The organism is Arsukibacterium sp. (assembly GCF_033722355.1).
In the GTDB taxonomy this organism is placed as follows: domain Bacteria; phylum Pseudomonadota; class Gammaproteobacteria; order Enterobacterales; family Alteromonadaceae; genus Alishewanella.
Window position 1 is genome coordinate 1 of the sequence record NZ_JAWVZF010000067.1, and the last position, 14058, is coordinate 14058.

Sequence of the window (14058 nt, forward strand, 5' to 3'; positions counted from 1 at the left end):
AGCTCAATAGTGCAGAAATTCATCAGTTTCTGGCTTACCTGATGGAACTGGTAATTGTCATAAGCCTCAATAATTTCCCGCTGCAACTTAGCTGCGCGGCTTACCATCCATAAATCCAGTTCAACCATTTCGTTAAACGGCACCAAATCAGTCGCCGGGTTAAAGCCATTGAGGTTAGCCAGTAAAAAACGCGCTGTGTTGCGAATACGCCGGTATTTATCGGCTGCCCGGTTCAGGATCTCATCTGAGACTGTCATCTCGGAAGTATAGTCAGCAGTAGCTACCCATAACCGCAAAATATCCGCGCCCAGTTTATTCATAACGTCCTGTGGTGATACCACATTGCCCAATGATTTAGACATTTTGCGGCCCTCACCGTCGACAGTAAAACCATGGGTCAGAACCTGTCGGTAGGGCGCATGGGTTTTGCTGGCAACACCGGTCATTAACGATGACATAAACCAACCACGGTGCTGATCGGACCCCTCCAGATATAAATCTGCCTGTTTGACATGATTAAATTCGGGCCGCTCGTCTACCACAAATGCATGGGTCACACCGGAATCAAACCAGACGTCCAGCGTATCGCTTACTTTGACATACTGCTGTGCATCGGCCCCAAGCAACTCGCTTGCTTCCATATCAAACCAGGCCTGAATGCCGCCGTGCTCAACCTTCTTGGCAACCTGCTCCAGCAGTGTCTGAGTATCCGGATGCAAAGAGCCGGTATCTTTATCAACAAACAGCGCAATAGGCACCCCCCAGGTACGCTGACGCGAAATACACCAGTCAGGGCGGCCAGCCACCATTTTCTCAATACGTTGCTGCCCCCAGTCCGGGATCCAGCGGGTATTGCTGATTTCAGTCAGCGACTGCTGGCGCAGCCCCTGTTTATCCATACTGATAAACCATTGCGGGGTTGCCCGGAAAATGATTGGCGTTTTATGGCGCCAGCAATGTGGATAGCTATGTTTATATGCTTTGTGAACCAGTAAAGCACCGACAGCTTTTAGCGCCTCTACCACACTGTCGTTGGCTTTAAATACGTGCTGACCGGCAAACATCGGCGTATCAGGCAGGTATACACCGTTGGCACCTACCGGATTAGCAACTTCGAGGCCGTACTGCTTACCAACTACAAAATCGTCCTGACCATGGCCGGGTGCCGTGTGAACACAACCGGTACCCGATTCAGTCGTCACATGCTCACCGAGAATAACCGGTACGCTGAAGTCGTATAATGGATGGCGGATTTGCACCAGTTCAAGTGCTTCGCCTTTACAAAAACCCAGGGCATGGTAATGCTCGATATTTGAGCGGGCCATCACCTCATTCACCAGATCGGTAGCAATAATTAACCGCTCCGGGCCATTGGGTCCCTGTTCAACCTGCACCAGGCTGTAATCGAGTTTAGCGTTTACCGCCACTGCGCGGTTAGCCGGAATCGTCCACGGTGTCGTAGTCCAGATCACCACAGACACCGGACCCTGGCCGCGGTGCTGCTCAGGGTGGTCAAATTTATCCACAACCTGCTCATCTGCCACTTTAAAGCGCACATCAATCGCTGGCGATACCTTATCCTGATATTCGACTTCCGCCTCAGCCAGCGCTGAACCACAGTCAGTACACCAGTGCACCGGCTTAAAACCCTGCTGCAAATGACCGTTTGCGATGATCTTGCCCAACACCCGGATAATATTCGCTTCAGAGCTGAAATCCATAGTGCGATAAGGATTGTCCCAGTCACCCAGCACCCCTAAGCGGACGAAATCCGTTTTCTGCGCTTCAATCTGGCTTTGGGCATACTCACGACAGTGCTGACGAAAGTCTGCCACTGTTAACTTTGTGCCGGGCTTGCCGTGTTTTTTCTCTACCACCAACTCAATTGGCAGGCCGTGACAATCCCAGCCTGGCACATAGGGGGCATCAAAGTCGGACAACGTTTTCGCTTTTACAATAATATCTTTTAAAATTTTATTAACTGCATGACCAATATGTATATTGCCATTGGCATAGGGTGGGCCATCGTGCAAAATAAATGTCTTTTTGCCTTTTTTCGCTGCACGGATCTGCTGATACAGGCCATCCGCTGTCCACTCTGCCAGCATTTGCGGCTCGCGCTGGGCCAGATTCCCACGCATGGCAAAGGCGGTTTCAGGCAGGTTAAGGGTATGCTTATAATCGCTCATCCGTTTTATTCCGTTTTAAAAAGTTAGCTTACGTTGCCGGCAGTTGCAGCCTGGCGACTAAAATAAGTTTTGGCAGCAAGCATATCTGCCGTGATCTGTTGTTGCAACGCAGCCAAATCGGCAAAGCGTTGTTCGCTTCGTAATTTATGATGCAAGGTTACCGCTATCTGACTACCATACAAATCAGCCTTAAAACCGAATAGATGTGCCTCAAGCTGCTCTCGCTGACCCTGCACTGTAGGCCGGTTGCCGATATTGGCCACGCCCTGAAAGCAGCCGTATTTCGTTTCAGCAGTAATGGCATAAACCCCATGCACCGGCAACTTGCGCCGGTAAAGCCAGACATTTGCTGTCGGAAAGCCTAAATTCCGCCCCAGCTTACGACCATGCCGCACCCGGCCCGTTAAACTGAATGGCCGCCCCAGCATGGCCTCTGCCGCAGCCAAATCGTCATGTTGCAGCGCCTGGCGGATCAGGGTGCTACTGACCCGTTGCTGGCCCAGCATTAAACTGGACGTACTGGTTAAGCCAAACTGATAACGCTCGGCAGCGAGCGCCAACATGGCAAAATCGCCGGCACGATTATTACCAAACCTGAAATCATCGCCTACTATCAGTTGTTGGGCGCCCAACTGTTTTAACAGCAGCTGTTCGATAAACACTTCGGGTTGCATAGCTGCAAATTTAGAATTAAATGCGACACAGATTAACCGGTCAATGCCCAGCCGTGCTAATTCAGTATATTTTTCCCTAAAACGGCTTAAGCGGGCCGGAGCGGCACTGCCCGCGAATAATTCAAGTGGTTGTGGTTCAAATACCATCACACAGGACGGTAAGTTCAGCCGCTTGGCAATAGCCTGTACTTTGTGTAACACGGCCTGATGTCCCAGATGGACACCGTCAAAATTGCCAATGGTCAACACACAGCCACGATGCCGGGGTTGAATATTATGTAAGCCGCGAATTAACTCCATGCCTGCCTTTAGGTTGCCACTACTGCTTTTAAACGCGGCATTATAACCACTAACTTAATTGCTTTCAGCAATAGTTTGCACTCTAAAATGGGAGAGTCTTATCCCAAGTAACCATAACATGACAAAATAGCTGACAATACCCAGCATACACAATAACACCAGCCGTCCTATCTGAGTCCAGAAATCGAGCGTCAGCCAGACCGCGAACGGTGGGCTTAGCCAATACAAACCCGCGGCCATAACACCACTTGCCACGGCAATTTTTGCCAGGAACAGCCAGCTGGACTTTTCGAAACTAAAAACACCCGCCAGCACCAGACCGCGGTACAACAAAAACGCATTTAAACTGGCCGACAAGGCAGTAGCCAGGGCCAGGCCAACATAACTGAGCCACGGAGCCAGCAGCAGATTGAATACCATATTGGCTATCATCGCAATAATGCCAATTCGTACCGGGGTTTTAATATCCTGCCGGGCATAAAATCCGGGAGCCAGCACCTTAATAAGCATAAAGCTGAGTAAACCCGTGGCATAGGCCATTAGACTGTAGGATACCATCAGCACATCTTGCTGACTGAACTCGCCACGCATAAACAACAGCATAATGATAGGTTTACTCAATACGATCAGTGCCGCCATCGCCGGTAAACCAAACATCGCCACAAACCGGATCGCCCAGTCCAGAGTATGACGAAACTTTGCGCCACTGGCACTGGCATGGTGCCGTGATAAGTTAGGCAGAATAACGGTCGCAATCGCGATGCCAAACAGGCCTAGCGGGAACTCAATCAGCCGATCAGAATAATATAGCCAGCTGACAGCGCCGGTAAGCAAAAAAGACGCAATGACGGTATCCAGTAATAAATTGATCTGACTGACTGATACCCCGAACAGAGCCGGCAGCATCAGCGTCCGGATTTTTTTAACATGTGGATCGCGCCAGCCCCACCTGGGCATAACCAGCAGCCCGGCTTTGGCCAGAAACGGCAGCTGAAACACTAACTGCACCAGGCCACCGATAAATACCCCCCAGGCCAGCGCCATCGCCGGCTCGTTCAGGACAGGGGCCAGATAGAGCGCAGCGCCGATAATGGCAATGTTTAAAAATACCGGAGTAAAAGCGGCAACCGCAAACCGGTTATAAGTGTTAAGCACAGCCCCGCTAAGTGCCACCAGGCTGATAAACCACAAATAAGGAAAGGTAATTTTCAGCATCAGACTGGCCAGTTCGAACTTAGCAGCATCAGGGCCGTCATTTAACCACTCAATGAACCAACCCATACCAAAAAGCAGCGCAATCAGCGGAGACGCGATCACGCCGAATATGGTAACCAGAGTCACAATAACGCCCAGTGTACCGGCTACTTTGGCAATCAGCTCGCGCACTGCATCATCGCCATGCAATGCTTTAACTTCACTTAATACTGGCACAAAAGCTTGTGAGAATGCGCCTTCAGCGAACAGGCGGCGTAAAAAATTTGGGATCCGGTTGGCAAAAAAGAACACATCGGCTGCTGCCCCTGCGCCAACAAAATTTGCGACAACCACATCACGAACCAGCCCTAACACTCGTGAAATCAGTGTCATAGCGCTTACAATTAAGCCAGATTTTAATAATTTTCCTGACACTCGCTGCTCCTTTAATCACGACCTGACTATTTTGGCTTGTTATTGCTCCCGATTACCAGTAGCTGCAACAATTTAATTACTGTACTTTCCGCTGAAAGCATTTGACAACGGGCCATTAAATAGGCATATTATGCGGCCTTTAAAGAGTCCGGTTTTAGTTTTTAGGAGTGTTACCTTGGCTAACATTAAGTCTGCTAAGAAGCGCGCAATTCAATCAGAAAAACGTCGTCAGCAAAACGCCAGTCAACGTTCTATGATGCGTACTTTCATCAAGAAAACCTACGCAGCGGTATTAACTGCTGACGTAACTGCTTCAACTGAAGCATTCAACAAAATGGTACCTGTAATTGATCGTATGGCGGCTAAAGGCCTTATCCATAAGAACAAAGCAGCGCGTCATAAAGCTCGTTTAAATGCCCATGTTAAGGCATTGAAAGCTGCTTAACTGATCGTATCCAGCAAAAAAGCCAGCGAAAGCTGGCTTTTTTGTTGCTGGTTATCTGTGATTAGCTGCAATACATTTTATGCATTAATGCTATAAGTTGTTTTGCTTCGTCACTACTTAACCGATAATAAACGGTTTGTGCTACTTTGCGGGTTTTAACCAGTTTATGCCGGCGAAGTAACGCCAGATGTTGCGACAACGCTGACTGACTTAAATCGAGTTTGTCATTAATATCACCAACTGACATTTCCCCTTCAAGCAAATGGCACAATATTATTAATCGTCGCTCATTCGAGACAGCTTTTAGTAATTTAACTGCTTGCGCTGAATTTTCCAGCATGTCATTCAGGTTCATTTTCATTTCTCTGACTTTCTGTTTTGGCTGAATAATGCCGATTAGACCAGAATGCGACAAGATAATCACTGTTGTTTAACAAGATAAAACATTAAACGAACATTTAATCAGCAGTGAACCGCATTGTCAGCTAATGCTGCAGTGACTGTACTAAATTACATATCCTTTTTGCCGAGAACGGCTTAACGACAAAGGCATTAGCACCACCGGCGATCGCATCCTTCAGGTTTTCAACACTGGAGTGGGCAGACACCATAAACACCTGAGTCTGTTTATCCAGTTGCTTAAAACGTTTTAATAGTACCTTGCCATTAATGTCTGGCAGCTGAATATCAAGAAAAACTAATTGCGGATGGTAAGTGGCGAACAACTGGTCAGCGCTGGCACCGTCAGCCGCTTCGTAAATTGTGGTAATACCCAGTTGCCCGAGAATTTGCCGCAGATAATCCCTGACAGTACTGGTGTCATCGACAAGTAACGCTGATGTGTAACAATGTTGAGCTTGCATCCGTGAAGCCTTATTGCTGAATTTTCAAAGAAAACATTTATGCCTGACAACCTTATCCTGGGCAAAATGCATTTCACCGCCCGCTGCTAGGGCCTGTATAAAAAGCATGCTAAAGTCCCGATAATTTACCAATACTGAGGCAGAATTAAAAGATGAAATTGTGGTTAGCAACAATAATCGTGACAACAACCCTGACCCTCGGCCAGCAGGTACAGGGGTCTGAGCTGAAAATGGATAATGATCTGGCCTATAATTTGGTTGAGTCCCTGACTGTAGAAGTAGGCCCGCGACTGGCTGGCAGTGAGGCGGATGCCAGAGCCGTTGCCTGGGCGGAGCAAAAATTTAAGCAGCTAGGTTATGACAAAGTCTGGAGCGAGCCTTTTACCATGCAATATTGGGAACGTGGCAATGCCAGCCTGCGGGTAGAAGCGCCTTTTAATCAAGCGCTGGTGCTCACCGCACTTGGCGGCTCAGTAGGTACGCCTTTTGACGGAATTACCAGCCAGGTTGCCATGTTCGATAACCTGCAGCAACTGCAGCAGGCTGATCCGGTTGATGTCAAAGACAAAATCGTATTTATTAACCAAACGCTGCACAAGGATATTCGCGGCAGCTTTTATAGCCAGGTGGTGGGTGCCCGGGCACAGGGTGCGGTTGAAGCAGCTAAACTGGGCGCCAAAGCGATTATTATCCGCTCGGTTGGTACCAGTAATAATCGCTTTGCTCATACCGGCATTATGCGCTATGCCGATGATGTCGCCAGGATCCCTGCTGCGGCAATTTCGGTGCCCGACGCGATTCAATTAAGTAAAATGCTGGCTATTCATCCCGAAACCAGGCTAAGCCTGCATATGAAAAATAACCTGCCAGGCGAAGTAACCAGCCACAATGTAATTGCCGAAATAACCGGCAGCAAGCGACCTGATGAAATTGTATTAATTGGTGCTCATATTGATTCCTGGGATGAAGGCACCGGTGCACTGGATGACGGTGCCGGTGTTGGCCTGGTTATGGCAACAGCCGCGCTGCTCAAACAACAAAAGCCGGAAAGGACTATCCGGGTGGTGTTATTTGGCAATGAAGAAGGGGGCTTAATTGGTGCACGGGCCTACGCGGCACGCCATGCTGCCGAATTGCAAAATCATGTATTTGCCTCAGAATCAGATTTTGGTGCTGGCAGGATTTGGCGTTTCGACACCGGCTTTGGCGAACAGGCTTTAGCCTTTGCGGCGGATATTCAGCAGGATCTTAAACACCTTGGCATTGCCGCCGGTACCAATACCGCATCCGGCGGTCCCGATGTATCCGTGTTAAAAGCACTGGGGGTGCCCGTTGCCAGCTTGCAACAGGATGGAACTGATTATTTTGATTTTCATCATACGCCAAATGACACTCTGGATAAGATTGACCCGGCAGCGTTACAACAAAACCTGCAGGCCTGGATGCTTATGACCGGCAAAATTGCAAACAGCAGTGTCGATTTACGAAAATAATTTTTATCACAATTCTGTCTGCAGTGCCGGCCTGTGCCGGCGCTGCATATTGCGGGTAAGCCATAATTGCACACCCACAATCAACAAAATAACCGCCGACGGATAGTAAAATTGGTTTAATGGCAAAATAAAAATAACCATCGCACTTACTAAGCAGCCAAAAGGCAATAATTCGTAAAGCCAAAAAGGGACTGGTCCATTTTTTCGTTCAGCAAATACATCGTCTTCCCTTCTGTGCTCAGATCGCACTATCCATACCAAAGCCCCCGCCATAAATAACAACAAGCCGGATAACAGGCCAAGCACTGACGGTATTAATACCATACTGATTAAACCGGCAAGCATATAACTGTATGGCAGAGGTTCATATATTTTTGTGGGTAGCACAGCATCACCTTCTGATATCAACCGTAACATCAAGCTAAGTATAGAAGCCCGGCCAGCTTTTGCTGCATTTTGTTCTAAAACATGCTTCATGCCCTTATCAGATTAGCTTTTCTGACGACAAGAACAGGTTGTGTTAAATCAAATCAGTTACTTAACTGAAAAAGCCAGGAATAACCAGGTCGAACCCATTAAATTATCTAATGCACCAACGATAAAATTACTCAGTTGATGGGATGCTGACCAATGAGCATAATGCGCGCCATTTCAGTTAACTCCTTCGCGGTACAGTATGGAAAATATGGTATATAACATTATCAGCTGGGTTGGTTTGACCATCTGTATCGGTGCTTTTTTTATTAAAGACGTATTCTGGCTCAGATTAGCTACATTAATAGGTTGCAGCCTGTTATTTGTCTATTACAGCCATATTGCTATCCCGCAGGGCGTTATTTCTAACCTGTTGGTGCTATTAATCAACGCCTACTATTTAGTCCGGTTTGCCAGCGCCCGCCGCAAAGCACTAAATGCCAGTAAAATAACCTCACCGGGATCTCCAGTTTTAACAACAGATAACTAAGCAATAGCTGCCAAACGCCAACCGGACTTTTTTCAGACCCGGTGGCAGGCTATACTTAGCGGTCCTGAGCAGTTGGAGCCGGCCTATGCAAGATAATGACCTTGACCTGTTTCTGCAGGAAATGACGGATGTAAAGCCTTTATCACAAGATGAAGTGCGTCAGCAGACTGAATTCAGCCCTACCTTAGCGCAGCAAGCCCGGCGCAAGGCGGCTGAGCAGGAAATGGAATACGATCCGAACTACCTGAGCATGGAATATGTCGATTTAGTTAAGCCGGATGACCCTTTTGCATTTTGCAAAGACGGTGTGCAGCAGGGTGTTTATCGCAATTTACGGCTAGGCAAATATCAACTGGACGCCACCCTTAATTTGCTCGGTAAAACCCTGACAGAAGCCAGAAGCCAGTTAATGCATTTTATAGAAGATTGTCACAAACGAGGCATTCGCACATTACTGGTGCATCATGGGATGGGCCGCAATAGTAAGCCGCACCCGGCCATTTTGCGCAGTTATGTTTTTAAGTGGCTACCGCAGTTTCCTGCGGTGCTGGCAGCCCATACCGCCCAGCGTCAACACGGTGGTTACAGTGCCACCTACGTATTACTGCAAAAAAACGCTGAGCAAAAACGGCAGAACCGGGAACGCCATGCCAGAAGCTGAAGCATCAAGGGGTCAGGGTTATCAACCAGCTTTCACTGGTAACACCCCTGCCCCCTTGAGTTTTGGTCATTCCCTTTGACCGAATCTTTTCCTGCTGCCGTAAGTTAAATTAACCTTTCAGATTAATAACCAGGCCGCTTCGGCTTTGGTTAGAAACGCCGATAGTGCCATCAGACACACCACAACGGCGATTGCAGTAAAGCCAAAACCACGACTGGACGCTTTACTCATAACATACCTCAATAACGCATTTTGTTCTTTTTCTTAGAGTTTCTGTTTAAGTTTCCTTAAACCGCGGCAAAGTGTAGTTAACTTGTAACATATTTACAATAACTGTGTTTTTAAACAGTTAGTAACCCCTGAGCCGATCTACCGGATTAAGCAAAGGGCGCCCCTGCTGTGCCCGGCGATAATTATCAGCAATCTGGCTAACAACGGTACTGACATTGGTTACTGCTGAGACATGCGGAGTTATCAGTATCGCCGGATGCTGCCATAACGGATCGTTCCCGGGTAACGGTTCACGCCGGAATACATCCAGGCAGGCTGCCGCCAGCGGCCCCTGCTCCAATGCAGCCAGTAATGCCGTCTCATCAACTATAGCGCCGCGGGCGACATTAATAAAAATGGCACCGGGCTTTAATGCCTGAAAGAAATCCTGATTAAGCCGGTTTTCTGTTGCCGGGGTCAGCGGTAACAGACAAATGACAACATCTGCAGCCGCTACCGCCTGCTGCAACTGCGCGTCGCCAGCGTAGCACTGAACATTTTGCAGGTGTTTACCGCTGCGAGCCCAGCCAGCCACCTGGTAGCCTGCCTTGTGAAAATGTTCTGCTACGGCCCCGCCCAATTCTCCGAGCCCCAGCACAGTAACAGAGCTTAGTTTACGTGGACTTTTCGGGCGCCATACCGATTGTTGCTGCTGACGACTGAATACATCCAGTTGCAGCCGGTAATAATTCACGATGCCATCGAGATAGCCGACCATCGCATCCGTTAACGCGGGGTCGACTATTCTGCTAACGGGCAAGTCGGGTAAGGTCGGATCGCTCAGAATTGAATCGACACCGGCGCCAAAACACTGGATGGCTTCAAGGTTAACCAGGCCATTCAGACAACCATGCGGCTGCTTCCATACCACAGCAAATTCGACTGCAGCAGGGTCTTCCAGCTCTGGCCAGATTTCAATGGCAGTATCGGGCAAGGCTTGCTGCAACCGTTGTTGTAAGTCATCCAGTTTTCGATCAGGAATGATCAATGCAATGCTCATAGCCCAATTCCGTTTATATTGCTGCCAGAAAATTATCCAATTCTAACGCATAACCAACAAAACTGGCACTACAGTAATCTTCTGTAAATCGCCATAAAACTGTCGCCTCACTGTCATATTCTCAGTTTAGCCTGCAGGTATAAGCCGTTACCACGGCAATACCCTGGAGGTGTTATGTTTAATGTCGAGCAGGTTATTCAGCAACAATTGCCTGGCATCACCAGTAAACCCTGGCTATATAAACCGGTTAAAGGGGCCTTGAGTTATTTGCTGCACGAACAGGAGTTTGTTTTTTTTACTGAGCAATATCCTCATTTGCAGGGACTGGATTTTGTCGAGCAGGTGCTGGATTACTTTAACTTTAGTTACAGTGCCCGGGATAATGAAATTGCCCGACTCCCCTCTAGCGGCAAAGTCGTTATTATTGCTAATCATCCTATTGGCTCATTAGATGGTCTGGCGCTGATTAAACTGATCAGTGATATCAGGCCGGATGTCAAAATTATTGCTAATCAGTTGTTGATGTCAGTGACGGCACTGCACAGTCTGCTGCTGCCAGTTAATAATATGACAGGGGGCACTGAGCGCAGTCGCTTAGGCGAAATTAGAAAGCATTTACAGCAAGACGGTGCGCTGGTGCTATTCCCGGCCGGTGAAGTGTCACGATTAAAACCGAATGGGATTCGGGACGGCAAGTGGCATAATGGTTTTTTACGGTTTGCCAGCAGTGCCAAAGCCCCGATTTTACCAATTTTTATTGATGGCAGAAATTCAGCTTTATTTTATGGCGCCTCTATGCTTTACAAGCCGCTGGCTACCATGCTGCTGGTACAGGAGATGTTCAAACAGCAGCGTAAACACATTACGATGCGTATTGGCGAACAGATCCCATTTGACAGTTACAGTCAGCTGCCAATGCCAGTTAAAGAGCAGGTTAAGCTGTTTAAAAAGCATTTGTACCGGCTGGCTAAAGACAAAACACCTTTACTGCGCACCCAAAGTACTATTGCTCACCCGGAGCTACGCAGTGAATTAAAAGCCGATCTGGCAAACTGTCAGCTGCTCGGTACAACCAGTGACGGTAAACTTATTTATCTCTATCATCACCAGCAAAGCTCGGCTTTGATGCGGGAAATTGGCCGGCTGCGTGAACACGCTTTCAGGGCGGTAGGTGAAGGTACTGGCAACAAACGTGATATTGACAAATATGACAGTGACTATCAGCATTTAATTTTGTGGGATCCGGCAGAGCTGGAAATGGTTGGTGCCTACCGGCTGGCTCCCAGTAATGATTTAATCAGTAAAAACGGAATGGCAGGGCTATATACCGCCAGTCTGTTTCAATACAGCCAGGCCATGCAACCTTATTTAGCGCAGGGGCTGGAACTCGGACGAAGTTTTATTCAGCCGCGCTACTGGGGTAAACGCAGCCTCGATTACCTTTGGTATGGCATTGGCGCCTACTTACAACACAATCCGCAAATACGTTATTTATTTGGCGCGGTCAGCCTGTCAGCCAGTTATCCGCAAACGGCACGCGATTTACTGGTGTATTTCTACTCATTGTATTTTGGCAGCAACAACACGTTAGCGCTGGCTAACCAGCCCTATCTAATGTCTGATGAGGCAAGGCAATACCTGCAGTTACAATTCAGTGGCAGCGATTACAGCACCGATTTCATCCAGCTAAAACATCTGCTGGCGAATATGGGGTTGACTATACCGACTTTATATAAGCAATACAGCGAGCTGTGTCAGCCCGGCGGCGTCAGTTTTCTGGCATTCAGCACCGATCCGGCCTTTGCTGATTGTGTAGACGGCCTGGTGCTGGTCGACTTACAGCAGCTTAAGCCAGCAAAACAGGACCGTTACCTGACTAATGTGGCAAGCAAACACAACGTAAAGGCTGAGTAAAGATTAACCGAAGTTCAGTTAGCATTAAGTCTCAGCAGCCTATAACTCCTATACTTGTGTAAAATGTCGTCAATGCCGTTGGCGACAATACCGCCCACTGTGGAGGAAACCACTATGTATAGCACCAGTTTAAGTGTAAAAGCCCTATTACTGAGTGTACTGCTGGTCTTTAGCGTTAATACCAAAGCCAGTGATACCCTGTCGCAGGCAGAACTGGACCAGATCCTGGCGCCGGTCGCTTTGTATCCGGATACCGTCCTGACCCATGTGCTGATCGCATCAACCTATCCATTGGAAGTGGTACATGCCGCCCGCTGGTCAGCACGTAATCCTGACTTAAGCGGGGATGCTGCCGTCCAGGCTGTTGCCAGCGAAGACTGGGAACCCAGTGTGAAAGCGCTGGTTGCTTTTCCTGATTTGCTTAAACGGCTAAGTGATGACTTAAGCTGGACTCAGCAACTCGGTGAAATGTTTCTAACCGATGAGGCAGCAGTGCTGGCCAGCATTCAGCAATTGCGGGAACGCGCCTATCAGCAGGGTTCGCTGGACAAAATGAAGCACTTAAGTGTGCAACGCGAACGTGAAGTGATCATTATTGAACCCCGCCTGCCAGAAGTGATTTACGTGCCTTACTATGACACCCGGGTCGTGTATGGCAACTGGTGGTGGTCGGCATATCCGCCCGTTTACTGGCATGCTCCCCGCGGTTTCTATGCCAGCAGTCATTTTTACTGGGGCCCGAGCTTCACCGTACGGCCATCGTTTTATTTCAGTATTTTCGACTGGCATCATCGCCATATCGTGGTTAATCATCATTATTATCATCAACCGCCGCAGTATTACCCACGCCGGAATAAACATTATACCGACGCGCGGCGCTGGCAGCATGACAGCTATCACAGACGCGGTGTGCATTACCGCTACGAAGTATTAAACCGTGAGCATAATTTTGGTTACGCCCGTCAGGTGACGAAGGAGTACCGGGCCGAAACAACGAAGCATCGCGAGCAGCAATACCGTGATCGACACAATGCCACTGAACAAAGCCGCGAACATCGGCCAGCCACTGTGATGCAACGTCGAACCGCTGAACAGGTTAATTTACGTCAGGCACCGGTTGCAACGACCAGCCGTCAGCTCAATAGCCAGCTGCGGGCAGAGCGGTCCGAACGAACAGAGCGGGTTGAACAAATGGAGCGGACCCAGCGGCCACATATCAATAGCCGTGAGCATCAGGCGGGCCAGCAGCAGGTCAGGACAACAGTGAGCCGGCCAATGGAAACCAGTGTGTCAAAAAGCGCCGAGCGACAACAACTGGTTCGCCAGCCACCAGCCCGGCCGGAACAACGGATAACACCGGTGCAGCCACCGCGTCAGATGCAAATACAACGTCAGGTGCAACCAGAACGTCAGATGCAACCGCAGCGTCAGGTGCAACCGCAGCGTCAGGTGCAAGCAGAGCGTCAGATGCAACCGCAGCGTCAGGTGCAACCACAGCGTCCGGCTCAGCAAATTCAGCGGCCGGCAACACCCAGCGTCAGTCGTGAAGTACGAAATAACCGTGAGGCTCGTAGTATTGAGTAAGCGGTGATCGAAAATATCCTTAATATCAGCCAGGGCAGGAATGTCCTGGCTTTTTAATTGCGACTAAAGTGG

The 14058-nt window shown here is 48.7% G+C and carries 13 protein-coding genes; 6 read left to right on the forward strand and 7 right to left on the reverse strand.

Going from position 1 to position 14058, the window contains the following annotated elements:
* The 3 genes from ileS to murJ form a co-directional block, all read right to left on the reverse strand.
* On the reverse strand, positions 1-2189 hold a 2189-nt coding region (ileS, locus tag R3177_RS08015), incomplete at its 3' end, for an isoleucine--tRNA ligase (protein WP_318970517.1).
* 23 nt (positions 2190-2212) lie between these two features.
* A complete protein-coding gene (gene ribF, locus R3177_RS08020) occupies positions 2213-3163 on the reverse strand; it encodes a bifunctional riboflavin kinase/FAD synthetase (protein WP_318970518.1) in 951 nt (316 codons plus the stop codon).
* Positions 3164-3217: 54 nt separating this feature from the next.
* Positions 3218-4792, reverse strand: a complete 1575-nt coding sequence (gene murJ, locus R3177_RS08025) for a murein biosynthesis integral membrane protein MurJ (protein WP_318970519.1) — start codon at positions 4790-4792, stop codon at positions 3218-3220.
* 175 nt (positions 4793-4967) lie between these two features.
* On the opposite strand from murJ, the gene rpsT reads away from it, so the two are divergent.
* Complete coding sequence (gene rpsT, locus R3177_RS08030) at positions 4968-5237, forward strand: 30S ribosomal protein S20 (protein WP_019677096.1); 270 nt, start codon at positions 4968-4970, stop codon at positions 5235-5237.
* 61 nt (positions 5238-5298) lie between these two features.
* On the opposite strand, the gene R3177_RS08035 is transcribed toward rpsT, so the two are convergent.
* Both R3177_RS08035 and R3177_RS08040 read right to left on the reverse strand, forming a co-directional pair.
* Positions 5299-5661 carry a metalloregulator ArsR/SmtB family transcription factor gene (locus R3177_RS08035; protein ID WP_318970520.1) on the reverse strand — a complete coding sequence of 121 codons (363 nt, stop codon included), beginning with the start codon at positions 5659-5661 and terminating at the stop codon, positions 5299-5301.
* Positions 5662-5722: 61 nt separating this feature from the next.
* Complete coding sequence (locus R3177_RS08040; RefSeq protein ID WP_318970521.1) at positions 5723-6100, reverse strand: response regulator; 378 nt, start codon at positions 6098-6100, stop codon at positions 5723-5725.
* A 152-nt stretch (positions 6101-6252) separates the two neighbouring features.
* Between R3177_RS08040 and R3177_RS08045 the strand changes: the two genes are divergently transcribed.
* Positions 6253-7593, forward strand: a complete 1341-nt coding sequence (locus R3177_RS08045) for a M20/M25/M40 family metallo-hydrolase (RefSeq protein ID WP_318970522.1) — start codon at positions 6253-6255, stop codon at positions 7591-7593.
* Between the two features lie 6 nt (positions 7594-7599).
* Here R3177_RS08045 and R3177_RS08050 read toward each other — a convergent pair whose 3' ends face one another.
* Positions 7600-7980: a hypothetical protein gene (locus R3177_RS08050; protein WP_318970523.1), complete on the reverse strand. Its 381-nt coding sequence runs from the start codon at positions 7978-7980 to the stop codon at positions 7600-7602.
* Positions 7981-8269: 289 nt separating this feature from the next.
* Here R3177_RS08050 and R3177_RS08055 point away from each other — a divergent pair, with 289 nt between their 5' ends.
* Both R3177_RS08055 and smrA read left to right on the forward strand, forming a co-directional pair.
* Positions 8270-8557, forward strand: coding sequence for a hypothetical protein (locus R3177_RS08055; RefSeq protein WP_318970524.1), 288 nt, complete (start codon positions 8270-8272; stop codon positions 8555-8557).
* Positions 8558-8642: 85 nt separating this feature from the next.
* Positions 8643-9218, forward strand: a complete 576-nt coding sequence (gene smrA / locus R3177_RS08060; RefSeq protein WP_318970525.1) for a DNA endonuclease SmrA — start codon at positions 8643-8645, stop codon at positions 9216-9218.
* A gap of 349 nt (positions 9219-9567) precedes the next feature.
* On the opposite strand, the gene R3177_RS08065 is transcribed toward smrA, so the two are convergent.
* Positions 9568-10488, reverse strand: a complete 921-nt coding sequence (locus tag R3177_RS08065) for a glyoxylate/hydroxypyruvate reductase A (RefSeq protein ID WP_318970526.1) — start codon at positions 10486-10488, stop codon at positions 9568-9570.
* A 174-nt stretch (positions 10489-10662) separates the two neighbouring features.
* Between R3177_RS08065 and R3177_RS08070 the strand changes: the two genes are divergently transcribed.
* Both R3177_RS08070 and R3177_RS08075 read left to right on the forward strand, forming a co-directional pair.
* Positions 10663-12402 (forward strand): lysophospholipid acyltransferase family protein, encoded by a 1740-nt coding sequence (locus R3177_RS08070; protein ID WP_318970527.1) that lies wholly within the window; start codon positions 10663-10665, stop codon positions 12400-12402.
* 114 nt (positions 12403-12516) lie between these two features.
* Entirely contained in the window at positions 12517-13986 is a 1470-nt protein-coding gene (locus tag R3177_RS08075) for a DUF3300 domain-containing protein (RefSeq protein WP_318970528.1), read from the forward strand.
* Positions 13987-14058: the final 72 nt, after the last annotated feature.